This window comes from Pseudomonas sp. AL10 (genome assembly GCF_029960685.1).
GTDB classification, from domain to species: Bacteria; Pseudomonadota; Gammaproteobacteria; order Pseudomonadales; family Pseudomonadaceae; genus Aquipseudomonas; species Aquipseudomonas lactis.
Genome location: NZ_JASBQZ010000009.1, coordinates 9,898 through 27,433, shown reverse-complemented (window position 1 = coordinate 27,433; position 17,536 = coordinate 9,898). Strand labels below are relative to the sequence as shown.

The window sequence follows — 17,536 nt, the reverse complement described above, 5'->3', positions numbered from 1 at the left end:
AACTTGCAAAAGGAAACGAGCCCGTCATGATTCTGCCCTGGCTAATCCTGATCCCCTTTATCGGCGGCCTGCTCTGCTGGATGGGTGAACGCTTCGGCGCCACCCTCCCCCGCTGGATTGCGTTGCTGACCATGTCCCTGGAACTCGCGCTCGGCCTCTGGCTGTGGGCCCATGGTGACTATTCATTCGCTCCGGCACCGGGTGTCGACCCCACCTTCGCGCTTGAATTCAAGCACGTGTGGATCCAGCGCTTCGGCATCAACGTGCACCTGGCCCTCGACGGCCTGTCGCTGTTGATGATCCTGCTGACCGGCCTGCTGGGTATCCTCTCGGTACTCTGCTCCTGGAAAGAGATCCAACGTCACGTGGGCTTCTTCCACCTGAACCTGATGTGGATTTTGGGCGGTGTTGTCGGCGTGTTCCTGGCGCTGGACCTGTTCATGTTCTTCTTCTTCTGGGAAATGATGCTGGTGCCGATGTACTTCCTCATCGCGCTCTGGGGTCACAGCTCTTCGGACGGCAAGAAAACCCGGATCTACGCAGCGACCAAGTTCTTCATCTTCACCCAGGCTTCCGGCCTGATCATGTTGGTGGCGATCCTGGGCCTGGTACTGGTCAACTTCAACAACACCGGCGTGATTACCTTCAACTACGCCGACCTGTTGAAAACCAAGATGTCGCTGACCACCGAGTACGTGCTGATGCTGGGCTTCTTCATCGCCTTCGCGGTGAAGCTGCCGGTGGTGCCGTTCCACTCCTGGTTGCCTGACGCCCACGCCCAGGCGCCGACTGCCGGCTCCGTGGACCTGGCCGGTATCCTGCTGAAGACCGCTGCCTACGGCCTGCTGCGTTTCGCCCTGCCGCTGTTCCCGAATGCTTCGGCCGAATTCGCGCCGATCGCCATGACCCTGGGTCTGATCGGGATCTTCTACGGTGCGTTCCTGGCTTTCGCGCAAACCGACATCAAGCGTCTGATTGCCTTCTCGTCCGTTTCCCACATGGGTTTCGTACTGATCGGCATCTACTCCGGCAGCCAACTGGCGCTGCAGGGTGCGGTGATCCAGATGTTGGCCCACGGTGTTTCCGCCGCTGCCCTCTTTATCCTGAGTGGCCAGTTGTACGAGCGCCTGCACACCCGTGACATGCGTGAGATGGGTGGCGTGTGGTCGCGCATCGCGTACCTGCCGGCCATCAGCCTGTTCTTTGCCGCCGCGTCGCTGGGCTTGCCGGGTACCGGTAACTTCATCGGCGAGTTCCTGATCCTGATGGGTGCCTTTGTGCAAACGCCGTGGATCAGCGCCATCGCCACCTCCGGCCTGGTGTTCGGTTCGGTCTACTCGCTGATCATGATCCACCGCGCCTATTTCGGCCCGGCCAAGTCCGACACCGTCCTGCAAGGGATGGATGCGCGCGAACTGATCATGGTGCTCGGCCTTGCGGTACTGCTGGTCTTCATCGGCGTGTACCCGCAACCGTTCCTGGACACTTCTGCCGCAACGATGCATGGCGTGCAGCAGTGGTTCGGCACCGCCTTCTCCCAACTCGCTTCGGCCCGGTAAGAGCGCTATGGAATTCACGATCCAACACTTTATCGCGCTTGCGCCGCTGCTGATCACCAGCCTCACCATCGTGGTGGTGATGCTGGCGATCGCCTGGCGCCGCAATCATTCGCAAACGTTCCTGCTGTCTTGCGCCGGGTTGAACCTGGCCCTGCTGTCGATCATTCCGGCCCTCAAGGTCGCGCCACTGGCGGTCACGCCACTGATGATGGTCGATGACTTCGCACTGCTGTACATCGCCCTGATCCTGGTGGCGACCCTGGCCTGCGTCACCCTCGCCCACGCCTACCTCGGCGAAGGCGGCACCGGCTACCCGGGCAACAAGGAAGAGCTGTACCTGCTGATCCTGCTGGCTGCGGCCGGCGGTATCGTGCTGGTCAGCGCTCAGCACCTGGCGGGCCTGTTCATCGGCCTGGAACTGCTGTCGATCCCGACCTACGGCCTGGTGGCCTATGCCTTCTTCAACAAGCGCTCCCTGGAAGCCGGCATCAAGTACATGGTGCTGTCGGCTGCCGGTTCCGCGTTCCTGTTGTTCGGTATGGCCCTGCTCTACGCCGAAGCTGGCAGCCTGAGCTTCACCGGTATCGGCCACGCCCTGGCCGCCACCAACAGCCCGGCGCCGATTGCCCAACTGGGCCTGGCGATGATGCTGATCGGCCTGGCGTTCAAGCTGTCGCTGGTGCCGTTCCACCTGTGGACCCCGGACGTGTACGAAGGCGCCCCAGCGCCGGTGGCGGCGTTCCTGGCCACTGCGTCGAAAGTGGCGGTGTTTGCGGTGATGGTGCGTCTGTTCCAGATCTCCCCCGCCGCCAACACCGGCGTGCTGAGCAACGTGCTGACCGTGATCGCCATAGCGTCGATCCTGTTCGGTAACCTGCTGGCCCTGACCCAGAACAACCTCAAGCGTCTGCTGGGCTATTCGTCCATCGCCCACTTCGGCTACCTGCTGATCGCCCTGGTGGCGAGCAAAGGCCTGGCCGTGGAAGCCATTGGCGTGTACCTGGTCACCTACGTGATCACAAGCCTGGGTGCGTTCGGCGTCATCACCTTGATGTCGTCGCCGTACAAAGGCCGTGACGCCGACGCCCTGTACGAATACCGCGGCCTGTTCTGGCGCCGGCCGTACCTGACCGCCGTGCTCACCGTGATGATGCTGTCCCTGGCCGGCATTCCGCTGACGGCGGGCTTTATCGGCAAGTTCTACATCGTCGCTACCGGTGTCGAAGCCCACGAATGGTGGCTGGTTGCCTCGCTGGTACTGGGCAGCGCCATCGGCGTGTTCTACTACCTGCGCGTGATGGTCACCCTGTACCTGATCGAGCCAAACCTGCGCCGTGTGGATGCCGAGCTGCATTGGGAACAGAAAGCCGGTGGCGTCATGCTGCTGGCCATCGCCCTGCTCGCGTTCTTCCTGGGCGTGTACCCACAACCGTTGCTCACCCTGGTGCAGCACGCGGTGCTGGGCGTTTGATCGCTTAGATTAATGCAGTAAACATAACGGCGCCTTTGGGCGCCGTTTTGCATTTCTGTAGCCTGGCTTTTTCCCTTCCCTACTCGCTGAAATTTCCTCTTCAATCTGCCTCCTCATCCGGCATCTTCCCCGCTGGATGCGGCCTAAGGTGTCTGCGTTTTAAGAAAGTTCCCACAGCTTGGGCGCTTGACCCAAAGCGAGTGGGCCACCAAACTATACGCAGGCTACGTACAGAACATGGATGCTCTATTTATCGAACTGCCGGCATTCGAACGGCATCGCAGGGACTATCTGAGCGATGAACTTTTTCACGGTTTTCAGCAGGAGTTGATGAAAAACCCAGAAGCGGGAGACGTGATCGAAGGAACGGGCGGGTTGAGAAAGGTTCGCTTCGTCGATGAGCGACGAAACAAAGGCAAGCGCGGTGGCCTGCGGGTCATTTACTACTGGTGGTCAGGCGGTACGCAATTCTGGTTATTCACTTTGTACGGCAAACACGAACAGAACGACCTGACACCCCAACACAAGAAAGCCCTTAAACACATGCTAGACAGGGAAATCAAAGCGAGAACACACCATGAAACGTGAAATCTTTTCCGAACTGGTCGAAGGCTTCGACGCCTTGGCTGATGAACGCCAGGGCAAAATTACCCTGCGCACCCACAAAGCGCACCTCAACAAGCTGGCGCCACTCAGCGCTGACGAGGTAATCGCCGTACGCCAGCAACTCAACCTGTCCCGCTCGGTATTCGCCATGTACCTGCGCACCAACACCCGCACCTTGGAGAACTGGGAGCAAGGCCGGGCCAAGCCGAATGCGCAGGCTGTCACGTTGATACGACTGGTGGCGCGCTTTCCGGAAACCGTGGCGCAACTTGCCGCATTGGGCTGACCGGCAATAGCCGCAAAAAAAACGCCCCGAGCATTCGGGGCGTTTTTGCAGCGCAAACAGCGTTAGAACGCGATACCCACCTTGAAACCATACTCATCACGCTTGAGCTTGGTGTTGTCGGCCACATAGGAGTCGTTATCGAGCTTGTACTCGGTGCGGGTGTAGTACAGGCCCGCCATCACTGGCAGGTCGCCCTTCTGGTTCATCAGCAGGCTGACTTCGGCGTAAGGGTTGGTGCGGTCCTTGAGGTCTACGGTGTCGCTGCCGACGCCGTCGACCTTGAGCTTGGCGCGGCCGTCGATGGTGTGACGGGCGCCGGCTTCAACGCGCAGGGTCATGTCATCGAACTGGTGGTTGTAGCCCAGCGCCGCCTTGGCAAACGGCGATTTGTTGGTGAGCTTCATGTCGTAGCCATTGGTGTCCGGCTCGTAGCGGGTCCAGCTGTAGCCACCGCCCACGATCACGTCGACAAAATTGCGCGCATCCAGCGCGGCACGCCAGCCGAGGTCGAGGTCGGCCTGGCCTTCCTTGAGTTTGTTATCGCTTTTTTCACCGTACTTGGCTTCGATACCGGCCTGGTAGATAAAGCCCGACTCGGCAGTGAGCTTGTTGCCGAAGTTGTAGAACAGGCCGGCTTCGGGCATGTGGTCTTTGTCGCTTTCGCTGCCGCCTTCAAGTTTGAAGTCGTTGTAGCTGCCCATGATCCCGAACGTGGAAATCGGGTCAGTGGAAGGTGCTGCGAACACCACGCCAGGCGCAGCCACCAGGGCCAGCAACGAGGTGTTCTTGAGGAATTTTCCGAATAGTTTGGACATCGTTTTACATCTCCATTTTAAGGTGGGCAAAGTATTCAGGAATCGGTTCGAACCTTGGCTTTTGCAAAAAGTTCGAACGGATTTGCACCAAAATGGAGGAAAAACGATTCAGCGAAGGCTCTATCTCAAGACTCTTCAGGATTCATGCGGATCAGGCGCTCTACGGCTTCGCGAAGTTGAGGCTGCTCCGGCAGCCGAATGCCGAAGGTGTCGCGCAGCAGTCCCAGTAACTCATCGGCACTCTTGAGCGTGCGCTTTTCGCTGGGTCGATCCAGATAATGAAGGGCATAGCGGGCGTTGGCCAAGGTATGACGTTTACCGGGCGCAAGCAGCGCGGCTTTCAACTGCCCTACGAACGGTGAGCCAGGGTGCGTGGAGACGTACCAGTTGCCGATTTCATAATCGATGTCGGCCTGGGTTTGCAGGTCGAACACGTACAGGCCGCGCCATTCTTCACCCACCTGGCCCCATAGCGTGTAACTGCCTTGGTTGTGTGTCAGACGAAAGCACTCATGAGCGGTGACCTGGGGCGCGTCGCTGTCCAGTTGCAACGGGCTGCTGGGCACCATGCCGCCAAAACCGACATCGGTGATATAGCGCACGCCGTCGAGGGTCACCAGGCTCAAGCGGTGGGTACGCCCGGTGTGGGCGTCCGGTGGGCCGCCGATCACAACGCGCCCGGTGATACCACGGGCTTCAAAGCCCAGCTCCTGCAATAGGGCCAGGAACAGCTGGTTCAGCTCGTAGCAATAGCCGCCACGCCCCTCATGCAGCACCTTACGCTCGACGCTGGGCAGGTCGATCGGCACCGGTGCATGCATCAGGGTCGACAGGCTTTCAAAGGCGAAGGTGCACACATGGCGCAGTTGCAGGTCCCGCAGGGTTTGCAGGGTGGGCGGCGGTGGCGAGGCATAGCCCAGGCGTTGTAGGTACAGGCGGCTATCGGCGAGTGTGTGCATGGCGCGATCCTTGGGCGCAGGGCAAGAGCGTCACTATGCCGCGCCTCTGTGTGCGTTGTCATTTTGAATGAACCTTTTGGAGCGCCAGCCTATCCATCTATAACAAGATTGGGAGGCAACATGAGTACCGCAAAAATCTACACCGTCCACTATCAGCTACACGGTAAACCCAAGTCTTTCGTGGTGCGCGCCGAGGTGATGAACAACGCCGAGGCCTGGCATTGGGCGGCCGTTGATGCCGACATTGCCCATGTCAGCCGCATCGGTCGCGTGGGTCACGAGCAGGTGAAAAAGACCACCCGGCCCTGGGCGGAAAAATACGGCATCAGCGACGTCAGCTGGTCCCCGCCCAGATAAACAGAGCCCCGCACACAGGCGGGGCTCGGTTCACTGCTTCAAGTCGCCCAACGGATCGTAGGGCGGCTTTTTTTTCGCTGTCTCCTCGTCCGTTTTGTCCAGCGGCGCAATTGCCGGGCCGATCGGGTCGACCTGCGGGTCGGCCAGGTCCGGCGAGTCCGGGTCGAAGCCCAGTTCATCCTTGCCACTGGCGTGTTCGTTGGAATGGGGGCCATCGGTACGCTTGTTCATCAGGTTCTCCTGTTAAAGCGGACGGGCTTTGTCGTGGAGGTTTTCCAGGTCTTCTTCGGCGCGCTGCACATCGTCGTCCGGGCCTCGTTCTTTCGGATCATTGGGGCGCAACGCATCGTTGTCGCGCTCCTCTTCACCGGGGGTGCGGTGCGGGTCGGGTGTACCAGGCGGTGGCTGTTTATAGTCGGGCATGACGGCTGACCTCATGAAGGGTTCACCGTTTTAGAGAAATCGCCCGCCGCCATCGTTCAACTTCATTGCGCCAAGCATGAGAAGATGACCGCTCTTTCTGGAGACCTGCCCCGGATGTTCGAGCTCAAACCCTGCGACCCCGCCACCTATCGCCAACAGACCCGTCGCAGCACACTGGTCATTGCCGTGCTGTTCCTGGCCTTGGCCATGCTGTTATCGAGCCTGGCAGTGATGCTGTTCGGTGAGCCTGGCGGTGATAATTTTCGCTTCAACGTCGGCGGCGTCTTTGCCGGGGTGTTGATCACCGTCGCGCTGGTACGTGGCCCGTTCTGGACCCAACCCTGGATGACGTCGGCGGTGTATGGCTGGCAGCTCAAACGCAGCCTGATGAGCGTGACCAATGTGATGCACAAGGTCAGCGAACGGGTACAGGCCAACGACCCGTCAGCCATCAAGCTGTTGCGTTTCTATCATCTGGGGCTGATTCAGATGCACGAACTGGACGCCAACTCCAGCGCCCAGGCGCAAATGGTGGGCGAGATCGAGGCCCACAAGGCGAAGATGCAGGCCCTGGGGATCGCTACCGAGCAAACCCGGCTTGATCCTGCCTGGCTGGACAGCCTGAAAAGCGCTTAGCTCCGCAGGGACACGTCAGTGGGCCATTTGGCCCGCCAGCAAAACACTGCACTCAGGGCAATCGCCGCACCCGCCAGGCCAAACACCCAGGGCGCCGAGGCCACAGGTAGCAACAGGCCCGCCAGCAGCGGCCCGAGGCCGGCGCCGATATCGCGCCATACGGCGTTGGACGCCAATGCAGACACGCGCATGGCGCCGGGGTTGCGCTCGGCCACCAGGGTAGTCACCAGGGGCAATTGCAACGCACGCAGCACCAGCACCGCCGCCGCGCCGACGATCACCCAATGGCTGCCGAACGCAGCCAGGGCCAGGGCGCTCAAGAACGAAAACAGCAACAGCATCGACGTGGCACCGAAACGCTGGGCCGCACGCCCGCCCAACGGGCTCAGGAGCAATTCCGACAGGTAGCGCAGGCCCATCAAGCCACCGGCGATCAGTACCGCATCCCCGCCCATGATCTTCTGCGCCTGGATCGACAGGCCAAAGATAAACAAGCCGTCCAGCGCGACACCTTCGATAAACGACCACAGCGCAACGCTGTCAGGCCACCTGAAGCGGCGCCCCGGAGTGCTGTGCAAGTCATGACCGGAGGTGGGCAGGCCGCGAGCGATCCACAACCCTGCCAGGCAACAGACGGCGAGAATCAGGAAGATCGGGCGCGGCCCGGCCCATAACGTCAGCAACCCGCCCAGAGGCAGGGCCAGCATCGGCCCGAAGGCAATCAATGCCCGTGAGCGCCCCGCCCTGCGCGCCGCCCCTTCAGGTTCAGACGTCGCCAGTACCTGGGTCGACAGGTTCAACGCGGCAAAACACAGGCCCCACACCAGCCGCAAGACCAACAGCGCAGCGAAGCCCGACAGCACCGAATTACCCAATGCGCACAGTGCTGCCGCGCCGGCGGCGAGCATGCAGGTCAGGCGGTCGCCGTTACGTGCATAAAAATTCAGTACATGCCGATAACCAAAGATCCGTACCAGACGGTTAGCCGCCAACAACACCCCAGCCTGGGCCAGCGTGATGCCGAACGCCTCGGATTCCATGGGCAGCAACAGGTACAGCAGCACATCACTGGGCAGGCAAAACCCGAGGGTCAGTGCCGCGCGGCGCGAGGTGGTATTGGCGGTGCGTTGGGCAAGGCTGGACATAAAACTGAAACATTCAGAAATATTCAGGCCGCCACACTAGCCTTCCCCTGGCCTTTTTTACAAGGGCTGAGTCTTGTGCTTAGAAAGCGCCCCCGCTGCTAGACACAAGCAAAATCAGATATTTCTTACATCTCTTTCGGCTGATCGTTCCCACCCTAGTGCCCTCAACCCGTCTGAGAACCTTCCCGATGTGCAACCGCCCTGTTCACCTCAAAGACCGTCGAAACTTCCTACGCCTGGCTGCCGTCAGTACAAGCGCAACGCTACTAAGCGGGGCGCTGCCCTCCCTCGCGAACGCAACATCGGCGGCGCCAGCGCTGCCCAAGCCCGCCAACGACCTCAGCCCCCAACTTGCCTTGCAGCGGCTGATGGAAGGCAACCAGCGTTACGCCGACGGGGTGACCAAGCGTCATGACTTTATGAGCGAGCGTGAAGTGTTGGTGGGTGGGCAAAATCCGTTCGTCGCGGTGTTAAGTTGTGCCGATTCGCGGATCGCTCCCGAGTACGCTTTCGACACCGCCCGCGGCGACCTCTTCGCGGTACGGGTCGCGGGCAATTTCGTCACCGATAACGGGCTCGCCAGCCTTGAATACGCGGTGGCGGTATTGGGCACGCCCCTGATCATGGTATTGGGGCACGACATGTGTGGCGCAGTCGCGGCGGGGGTCAAGGCCGTCAAGGATAACGCCCGCTTCCCGGGCAAGATCCAGGGCTTGGCCGATACTTTCAAACCCTCGGTGAACAAGGTATTGAAAGCGCCCGGCGATTTGCTGGAAAACGCCATTGCACAAAATGTCACCGACACCATGGCGCGGCTCACGGCTGAATCAAGCCTGTTGGCTGATGCGGTCGCGGCGGGAAAACTGCTGATTGTCGGCGGCGTATACAAGCTGCACAGCGGCAAAGTAAAAATGCTCGGTTAGGCTTTGCGTAGGAGCGAGCTTGCTCGCGAAAAACTCGAAGGCGCCGCGTTGATTCAGGCGGCGCGCGTTATCGTTGACGCTTTTCGCGAGCAAGCTCGCTCCTACAGGGGGCAATGATCGCTCAAGGAAGCGGCGACTCAAAAACCACGCCCAGATCCAGGCGCCCGTCCTTCAGCGGCGGGCACCAGTAATAACCCCCCGTCAACGGCTTGCTGATGCGATACAGGCCATCGACAATCCCATCTTCCAACCCACTCATGCGTCGCAACTGCGCTTCGAACGCATCGAAAGAATGACCAAACGCGAGGAACATCAGCCCCGCCTGGCCATTTTCGGCCCAGGGCATGGAGCGGCGCACCACGAAGGCTTCCGGTGTGAAGCTTTCCTGGGCGGTGCGCTTGGTGTGGGCCGACTCGGGGGCATCGTCGAGTTCTTCGTTATCGCCATGACGGCGGCCAATGATGTGGTCACGCTCCTGGGCAGGCAACGCGGCGAACCCGTCAAGGTCGTGCTGCCATTGCTGGATCGCCGCGAAGCTGGCGCCGCTGTCGGTCAGCGCGGCTTCCACGGCGGCATCGTCGTGAGGGTTTTCGGTGCCGTCTTCGTAGTCGGTCAGGTCAAAGCCGGTCTTGTAGCGGAAGCCTTCTGTCGACTGCACCAGGCGAAACGCCGGGGCCAGGGCTTTTTCCACGGTCCGGCTGCGCAGCAGCAACTCACCGCGATCCACCCCATGCAGCCATACCCACAGCGCCTGTTGAGTCGACGGGTTGTGGGCGCCAGGGCCGCTGACGGCCGGGAATGAGCGCAGCCCTGGGATCTGGACACCCAGCGCCGTTACCAGCGGCTCACCGAACCCCACCACGGCCGCCGCATCCGTCAACTGCACCAGTGCGTCCAGCGCAGCGGGCACGGCTTGCAGCGAGTCGAGGGCAAAAAACAGATGGCGGGCCTGCAAAGGCACCGGTGCGGCAAGAATGCCCGGCTGGTACTGACTCATGTGAACTCCTTCTGAAAAGCCGCGCAGTTTACCCGGCGTACACCGCGCTGCGAACAAGAATGCGCGCAAGCCTTGCGTTAGAGCCGCGTGTTGGGTGACTCTCTAGTCATGTTTTGCAACTATTCCAGGGGTAGCGACATGACCACCAGCAACCTGCTCGCCCAGCTGTTTCCCACCTCCACCGCGCAGATTCCCGAGCAATTTCGCCTGGCAGCGCCCATTGAGCAACGTGAATACCTGGTCGATGGCCAGTTGCAGGAGTGGAACGGCCCGCTCGCCCGCGTGCAAAGCCCCGTGCAACTGGGTGATGAGCGCGTGCACATCGGCAGCACGCCGTTGCTGGATGCCGACACCGCCCTCACCGCCCTGGATGCTGCCGTGCGCGCCTACGACCGTGGCCAGGGTGTATGGCCGACGATGCGGGTGGTTGAGCGTATCCAGCACGTCGAGGCGTTCCTGCGGCGCATGCGCGAACAGCGTGATGCGGTGGTCAAGCTGCTGATGTGGGAGATCGGCAAAAACCTCAAGGACTCGCAGAAAGAATTCGACCGCACCTGCGACTACATCACCGACACCATCAATGCCCTCAAGGAACTCGACCGGCGCAGCAGTCGCTTTGAGCTGGAGCAGGACACCCTCGGCCAGATCCGCCGCGTGCCCCTGGGCGTGGCGTTGTGCATGGGGCCTTACAACTACCCGTTGAACGAGACCTTCACCACGCTGATCCCGGCGTTGATCATGGGCAATACCGTGGTGTTCAAGCCGGCCAAGCTGGGTGTGCTGTTGATCCGCCCCTTGCTGGAAGCCTTCCGCGACAGCTTCCCGGCCGGGGTAATCAACGTCATCTACGGCAGCGGCCGCGAGACCGTAAGCGCGCTGATGGCCAGCGGCAAGATCGACATCTTTGCGTTTATCGGCACCAACAAGGCCGCCAGTGATTTGAAAAAGCTGCACCCCAAGCCGCACCGTTTGCGCGCTGCGCTGGGCCTGGATGCCAAAAACCCGGGGATCGTGCTGCCCGAAGTGGACCTGGACAATGCGGTGAACGAAGCCGTTACCGGTTCGCTGTCGTTCAACGGCCAGCGTTGCACCGCGTTGAAAATCCTGTTCGTGCATGAAGACGTGGTCGAGCGCTTTATCGAGAAATTCAACGCCAAGCTGGCGACGCTCAAGCCCGGCATGCCCTGGGAAGACGGCGTGGCGCTGACCCCTCTGCCGGAAGTGGGCAAGGTCGATTACCTCAACGAACTGGTGGCCGACGCCGCCCGGCATGGTGCCAAAGTGATGAATGCCGAGGGTGGCAGCAGCCGTGGCTCGTTCTTCTACCCGGCGGTACTGTACCCGGTGAACCCGCAGATGCGCGTCTACCACGAAGAGCAATTCGGCCCGGTGGTGCCGATCGTGCCCTACCGTGACCTGGAGACCGTGATCGACTATGTGCTGGACTCGGATTTCGGCCAGCAGTTGAGCCTCTTCGGCACCGACCCCGTGGAAGTTGGGCGCCTGGTAGACACCTTCGCCAACCAGGTGGGCCGCATCAATATCAATGCCCAATGCCAGCGCGGGCCGGATACCTTTCCGTTCAACGGGCGCAAGAACTCGGCCGAGGGCACGTTGTCGGTGCATGACGCCTTGCGTGTGTTCTCGATCCGTACCTTGGTGGCGACCAAGTTCCAGGAAAGTAACAAGGCGTTGGTCAGCGATATTTTGCGTAACCGCGACTCGAGTTTCCTGACTACCGATTACATCTTCTAAAATCCCCCCGTTCCAATGTGCAGACAGGTCAGTGTGGGAGCTGGCTTGCCTGCGATGCCGGCACCTCGGTCTTTCAGTCAGGTCGCGGTGATGCTATCGCAGGCAAGCCAGCTCCCACATTTGATCGCGCATACTCAGATAATCGAGGCCACTTTAATACTGATGAACCTGCCCTTCTTTGCCCGGCGCCTGCTGCGCCCCTTGCTCGACCCCTACCGCCGCTTTCGCCATGCCAAGCTGATCCACGCCGCGCGCGTGTCCGTGGGTTTGCTGGCAACCATCCTGCTGACCACCGGCCTCAACCTGCCGCACGGTGAATGGGCGTCGGTGACCATGCTGATTGTCATCGGCGGGCTGCAGCACCACGGCAACATCGGCAAGAAAGCCGTCGAGCGCGCCTACGGCACCTTGATCGGCGCCAGCGTCGGCTTGCTGCTGGTGGTGCAACAGGCTTACTTCGGCCTGCCGTTGCTCACCTACCTGCTGATGTCGGTGGTGTGCGGGTTCTTTTCCTATCACGCCATCGGTAAGGGCGGTTACATCGCGCTGCTGTCGGCGATTACGGTATTTATCGTCGCCGGCCATGGCGACAACCCAATCTCCGATGGCCTGTGGCGCACCGTCGATATCCTGATCGGCATCGTGCTGGCCCTGGCGTTTTCCTTCGCCTTGCCGTTGTACGCCGTGTATTCGTGGCGCTACAACCTGGCCAGCGCCCTGCGGGACTGCGCGCAGATTTATAGCCGGATCACCAATGGCCAATCGGTAACCAACGATGAACACCTCAAGCTGCTCAACCGTTTGAACGGGGCGATGGTGCAACTGCGCTCGTTGATGCCGTCGGTGTCCAAGGAAGTGCGGATTTCCATGACTGAACTGGATGCGATCCAGCGGCACCTGCGCATGTGCATCAGCACTTTGGAGATTCTGGGCAATACCCGGCCGGACCCGCGTGATGAGCAGGCCACGGCAAGGATGCAGGTGATGTTAAAGGCCGAGCATCGGCAGATTCGGGTGCAACTGGTGGGGATGGCGCGGGCGTTGAAGTCGGGGGTGACGGAGCGGTTGGAGCGAGCCGGACACACCACGGCCAGTGAGTCCACGCTGGGCGAACCGGTTTACAGTGCTCTGGATGGGTATCGATTGTTGACGGTGCAGTTGGCGCAGAATGGGGAGGGAATGCGCGAGCGGCTTGCGACGACATCAGCACGCTGGCGCATTTGAAGCTAACGCAACTCAGTGAATAAGTACGGGAGCGCTTCATCGTGAGCCCTCCCGTTACTATTTCATGACAACAAGTCCTGTTCAGAGCAGCCCGATAGCATTGCTGTAACCACCAAGAACGTGATCCTTGGCTGTCCCTGTATCACCGTTTTTGACGTTGATCACATAGTAGTAATTACTAAACCATTCAGAATGGGAGAACGTCGAAGTGCAATCAAAGTAGCCGCCCCCTATCGGCCAACGAGCGCCATACGCCGCATGAATCTCTCGAGCCTCTGTCAGGCTGGGCAGGCGCCTGCCAGCGTTGGCAGCGACCGACCGATTTGTGGGAACAGTACCATTACCCAAATCAAGGCAGCGAACCACATTACTGACAACAACGGCGTAACTTCGCGTCTGTGCGGGGAATGACGAGTCACGCACGCTGATATATGCAGTGCCATTACCTCGCACGGTGACTAATCCTGAATTGCTAGTGACATTGGCGACATTGGCATTGGAGGTAGAATAAGTATACGGCGGAGTTCCGCCGGATGCCATATATTGGACCTGATTACCCGCACCGAAAGCTGGCAAAACATTTGGATATCCGTCTATTAGGTACGTTTTCCTGTTCAGATACACCGTCACCTGATTGAACACCAATGCTGTAGTATGCACGATCCGGTACTGCGTCTGCGGGAAGGCCACCGCTTTTGGCTTATCATTCTGCTTATTGAAGTTCACATGCGGCGTTATAGTGACGGTTCCATTGTTTGGCACAGACATCAGCCAACTGCGCAATACCGTGAGGTTTATAAAGCCATTGGCAGCCTCATTAGCAGTAACGCTGTGCGCTACCAGCAATTCCTGCGTGCTCGCTCCTGGGGCAGATACTCTTAACCAGGCAATATGGCCTTCCTGACTATACGGCCATTTGCCCATTCTCAACACAGCATTACCAGTCAGACTGGCAGGATTTATGGTGCCTCCATTGCCAATATTATTGATAAAGGCTCTTGGCAGACTGCCCAGAGGGATCGCCTGGACATGCACTATCTGAACTTCCGAAGAGCCTTGCCCACCACGCCCCAATATCACCTCATACTGAAACTGGATTGTAGTATTAATTGCCGCCCCAACCAGCTCATTGCTGATATTGAACGTCACCGTGCCGCCGTCAAGGCCAGGCAGCGTACCCACTTCAATCGACGTTCCCTGTGAGTCGATCAAATACAGCGTAATCAGATCCTCTCCCCCTTGGTTCATGTTCGGGTAGGTCACCAACACCTGACATTTATTTTCAACGGTGATAGGACTGATAACAACTTCAGGCCCGTCCGGAGGAGAAGAATACTTGATTTGCGGATGAGGGAAGATATTGGACTCAATCTGAACCATATAATGGCGAGTCTCGAACCATACAATATCACCAGCGTTGCTACTGTGATTAAACGTCACACCAAATTCAATGGCTAAGGGCGTCCACTCTTGCAGATTGCGCAATCTGCCAACAGGCGTGTAAGACGCGGGTCCATCGTTCACATCGTTGAATGAGACATCACGACCTGCAAATGTCTCCTCGTAATAGGCGTCATCATTGTTAAAGGTTCCGATGTAGCGTTTATACATCTTCTGTTTAAGTGCAATGTATGGCCAGGGAAGCACACGGGTCTGGTCAAGGTCTTGTAACTTGGGTATTTCGAGAACGGCGCTTTCGCCGATGCTATCAATCGTTGCGCCAGGCACATGGCTCAAGGTCAGCAAGTTCAAGGTGAGGGTTGGTGAGTCTGTGGGAAAACCATTACGCACCACCTTAAACGATACGTCGATATCACGCCCAGACGGATGAATACTGAAGCCAATCGCTTCCGGCGGAACGATCACATCGACATAAGCATCTCCGCTTTGCGCATCCTTGACTTCAAAGTGTACGCCGCCGCCGACCAGCCCTAGCCAACAGACTTCGACGGTATCGCCGTCCTTGGGTTCATCATAGCGGCAACGTACTGTGGCTCCGGTATTTACTACCAGCCACGGGTCGAGTTCATCCGGCCCTGTTGTCGCCTCGAGGACCTCGGGCAGGGACAGCAAGCCCAATGCCCTGCCAATGGTATAGGTCGCCTCTTCGGACAACTCATCCACGGCAAACCGCCTGCGCACATAACTGATAGTGAGCGTGCCATTTTTATTGCCGTCTATCAGCTGTTTAGGAATATCAGCAAGAAAAGGGTTGGAATTCACAGCCAGTACATAGGAGGATGAGATTGTTCCCGTTACCGATCCCACGAATTTGATAATAACTTCATCGCCGGCCCTGAACTCTGCACGGGCCTCAAACGTCGCGACGCTGCCGATGCTGTCCGGATTAACATTGTTGGTGGCGTCTGCCTCCTGAATAAGTGGCGCGATTAAACTGCGTGCCGGACGCCCGACCTGGATATATCGACGTTCGGACTCGCGTATGTTTACTGGCCCCGTGACACCGTAATAGACGCGGGTACGAAGCAGTCCTTCGAATCGTGCATAGGCGGCGTTCAGGAAGTCCCGGAAACGGGGATGAGTTCCGGCGGCGCGATCGCTGAATTCGTGCTCGACACTGCCATCCTTGTTATCCCCCATAATATTGACTCGCAGGCTATCCCCTGCATTACCGGGCGGGGTGTAGTCAGGCATTGCCGCAGTGATGTATGGCAAGTCCGGCTCCACAAATGGACCATGCGCCTGGACGACGTCGGGCTGAGGCAAGGTATAAAGGACTCCAGCGACCGCATAGATGGTTGATCTGGATGCCAGCATGCCTCGTTCACGAACATAGGAGATCTTCAAGGTGCTTTGAATCAGAGAACGGATAAACGCGTTGGGAATTGCAATGTCGTTGTAATTCGCCAGTTCAACTTCCAAGCGAAACCCATAGGAAACATTCTCGCCATCCACCGTGTTGCCTTCCACCTTCCAAATGAGGAAATCCCCCCTGATAAAGTTCGGATCATTTCTGCGAATCAGTACTGAACCTGTGGCAGGTTGACCATGTAACTCATCAGCTTCCAAGAGCAGTGTTGCCGGATCCGCCTCGACAATCTCAGGCTCATCCAGCAACGTCAGGTTAAGGTCAACGTTGACAGGAGTCGGTTTGCTCCATCGGTGGCAAGGTCCAGACACATCCAAGACCTCGTCGTATAAATAGAACTGCACGACAAAATGGCCGCTGCCCGCTGCATTTAAAAAAGTAGGTTCGATAGTGAACGTAAGGTCGGAACCGACTTGATCATTACGCAAAGGGGGTAACTCATAGCGGTGCTCTCCCCAGTAGAACATAACCAGGTCATTGACCCGCATGTTCATCCACTTGTGGATGGTGCATGTCACACCTCGAGCCGCAACCACGGAGTCGACATAGACATCGGAGAGCGTAAACGTCAATCCACGGTGGTAGGAACCGTCGCAATTGCCATCCCCACCGGGCAACGTGTGCAGTATCAGAATACGTTGCGGTACTGAAGTACTTGTTGTTCCCGAGCCGCCCCGGATGACTTCTCCATATACATTATTGACAAAATAGTGCAGCAGGGTCGTTCTGGGAATTATCAGAAAAAAACGTGGGTCATCTTTATTGTCGGGATTAACTTGACCCTCTTGCATGTGTATCCCGTTCATCCATATATGATATGTATCGCCCTCTTTACAGTCGGACCAACGCTCAAAGACATAGGTCAAACCATCTTTGATATGACGATGACCAATCCCGTAGGCCGCTCCCAGAACCGGAATGACCTGGTTGGGCACAGGGTAGGGGGAGTCCAGATCTTGAACGACTGTGGGTTGTGCCGGGCCTTTAGGTAGCGACGTTTTTTTCGGCGGGGTCTTTTTTTTATTCGCTACAGGAAGGACGGAAACCGACGGCTGTTCTGAGGCCGTCGTCTTGGTTTTAGCCATGCCAGCCGATTTTTTCTTGGGGCTGGCTGCAGCGCTCTGTTTTTTATTCGTGGGCTTGGTCGGCATCATCTTTCTCCTGAGCGGGAATCGCTGGGGAAATAAAAGTCCTCTCGACTACAACCCGTCACCTGTGAGAATTGACAGTTCTGACCAGCGGTAATAATCCTGCTCATTCACATGCCTGTAAGCCGCAAAGCACATTCACACTTTCTCTTACATATTTTTCACGTTTTATTCACAAGCCAAGCCGTAGTGTGAAGCCTCATCCGTTACAAACGTTGCATATCAAGCCCGCCGCCCCAGCGGGCTTTTTTTTGCCTGGGTTTTGGTCAGGAAACGGCCTCACCCTGTAGGAGCGAGCTTGCTCGCGAAGAACATCAACGATAACGCGGGCATTCTGGTTAACCGCGGCGTCATTGCGTTTTTCGCGAGCAAGCTCGCTCCTACATGGGTTTGGGGATGGGT

At 58.4% G+C, this 17,536-nt stretch carries 16 protein-coding genes; 9 read left to right on the top strand and 7 right to left on the bottom strand.

The window, feature by feature from the left end; all coding sequences use genetic code 11:
- Positions 1-26 precede the first annotated feature (26 nt).
- The 4 genes from nuoM (at position 27) to QK296_RS11950 (ending at position 3,922) form a co-directional block, all read left to right on the top strand.
- Positions 27-1,559 carry an NADH-quinone oxidoreductase subunit M gene (gene nuoM, locus QK296_RS11965; RefSeq protein WP_003192119.1) on the top strand — a complete coding sequence of 511 codons (1,533 nt, stop codon included), beginning with the start codon at positions 27-29 and terminating at the stop codon, positions 1,557-1,559.
- Positions 1,560-1,566: 7 nt separating this feature from the next.
- Positions 1,567-3,030, top strand: a complete 1,464-nt coding sequence (gene nuoN, locus QK296_RS11960) for an NADH-quinone oxidoreductase subunit NuoN (protein ID WP_003192122.1) — start codon at positions 1,567-1,569, stop codon at positions 3,028-3,030.
- A 237-nt stretch (positions 3,031-3,267) separates the two neighbouring features.
- The gene (locus QK296_RS11955; protein ID WP_003192123.1) at positions 3,268-3,618 is read left to right on the top strand and encodes a toxin; all 351 of its coding nucleotides are present in this window, start codon (positions 3,268-3,270) and stop codon (positions 3,616-3,618) included.
- Entirely contained in the window at positions 3,608-3,922 is a 315-nt protein-coding gene (locus QK296_RS11950) for a hypothetical protein (RefSeq protein ID WP_003192124.1), read from the top strand. The genes QK296_RS11955 and QK296_RS11950 overlap by 11 nt, the downstream gene beginning before the upstream one ends.
- Before the next feature lie 62 nt (positions 3,923-3,984).
- Here the strand turns inward: QK296_RS11950 and QK296_RS11945 are convergent, their stop codons facing one another.
- Both QK296_RS11945 and QK296_RS11940 read right to left on the bottom strand, forming a co-directional pair.
- Positions 3,985-4,737 carry an outer membrane beta-barrel protein gene (locus QK296_RS11945; RefSeq protein WP_003192126.1) on the bottom strand — a complete coding sequence of 251 codons (753 nt, stop codon included), beginning with the start codon at positions 4,735-4,737 and terminating at the stop codon, positions 3,985-3,987.
- 125 nt (positions 4,738-4,862) lie between these two features.
- Complete coding sequence (locus tag QK296_RS11940; protein WP_282390958.1) at positions 4,863-5,696, bottom strand: arylamine N-acetyltransferase; 834 nt, start codon at positions 5,694-5,696, stop codon at positions 4,863-4,865.
- 120 nt (positions 5,697-5,816) lie between these two features.
- On the opposite strand from QK296_RS11940, the gene QK296_RS11935 reads away from it, so the two are divergent.
- Positions 5,817-6,053 (top strand): DUF6555 family protein, encoded by a 237-nt coding sequence (locus QK296_RS11935; protein WP_003192128.1) that lies wholly within the window; start codon positions 5,817-5,819, stop codon positions 6,051-6,053.
- Between the two features lie 30 nt (positions 6,054-6,083).
- Here QK296_RS11935 and QK296_RS11930 read toward each other — a convergent pair whose 3' ends face one another.
- Entirely contained in the window at positions 6,084-6,284 is a 201-nt protein-coding gene (locus tag QK296_RS11930; RefSeq protein WP_003192129.1) for a DUF6021 family protein, read from the bottom strand.
- A 12-nt stretch (positions 6,285-6,296) separates the two neighbouring features.
- On the bottom strand, positions 6,297-6,476 hold the full coding sequence (locus QK296_RS11925; protein ID WP_003192131.1) for a hypothetical protein: 180 nt from the start codon (positions 6,474-6,476) through the stop codon (positions 6,297-6,299).
- A gap of 114 nt (positions 6,477-6,590) precedes the next feature.
- On the opposite strand from QK296_RS11925, the gene QK296_RS11920 reads away from it, so the two are divergent.
- Positions 6,591-7,112: a DUF3087 family protein gene (locus QK296_RS11920; RefSeq protein WP_057710353.1), complete on the top strand. Its 522-nt coding sequence runs from the start codon at positions 6,591-6,593 to the stop codon at positions 7,110-7,112.
- Here QK296_RS11920 and QK296_RS11915 read toward each other — a convergent pair.
- Complete coding sequence (locus QK296_RS11915; protein WP_057710352.1) at positions 7,109-8,257, bottom strand: MFS transporter; 1,149 nt, start codon at positions 8,255-8,257, stop codon at positions 7,109-7,111. The two genes, QK296_RS11920 and QK296_RS11915, sit on opposite strands and share 4 nt — an antisense overlap.
- Positions 8,258-8,445: 188 nt before the next feature.
- Between QK296_RS11915 and QK296_RS11910 the strand changes: the two genes are divergently transcribed.
- On the top strand, positions 8,446-9,180 hold the full coding sequence (locus QK296_RS11910) for a carbonic anhydrase (RefSeq protein ID WP_003192136.1): 735 nt from the start codon (positions 8,446-8,448) through the stop codon (positions 9,178-9,180).
- A 121-nt stretch (positions 9,181-9,301) separates the two neighbouring features.
- Here QK296_RS11910 and QK296_RS11905 read toward each other — a convergent pair whose 3' ends face one another.
- Positions 9,302-10,177, bottom strand: a complete 876-nt coding sequence (locus QK296_RS11905) for a Dyp-type peroxidase (RefSeq protein ID WP_034133814.1) — start codon at positions 10,175-10,177, stop codon at positions 9,302-9,304.
- Positions 10,178-10,315: 138 nt separating this feature from the next.
- On the opposite strand from QK296_RS11905, the gene QK296_RS11900 reads away from it, so the two are divergent.
- Together QK296_RS11900 and QK296_RS11895 are read left to right on the top strand one after the other, a co-directional pair.
- The gene (locus QK296_RS11900) at positions 10,316-11,932 is read left to right on the top strand and encodes an NADP-dependent glyceraldehyde-3-phosphate dehydrogenase (RefSeq protein ID WP_057710350.1); all 1,617 of its coding nucleotides are present in this window, start codon (positions 10,316-10,318) and stop codon (positions 11,930-11,932) included.
- 162 nt (positions 11,933-12,094) lie between these two features.
- The gene (locus tag QK296_RS11895; RefSeq protein ID WP_169855957.1) at positions 12,095-13,156 is read left to right on the top strand and encodes an FUSC family protein; all 1,062 of its coding nucleotides are present in this window, start codon (positions 12,095-12,097) and stop codon (positions 13,154-13,156) included.
- A gap of 81 nt (positions 13,157-13,237) precedes the next feature.
- Here the strand turns inward: QK296_RS11895 and QK296_RS11890 are convergent, their stop codons facing one another.
- Positions 13,238-17,137: a hypothetical protein gene (locus QK296_RS11890; protein WP_282390957.1), complete on the bottom strand. Its 3,900-nt coding sequence runs from the start codon at positions 17,135-17,137 to the stop codon at positions 13,238-13,240.
- Positions 17,138-17,536 lie beyond the last annotated feature (399 nt).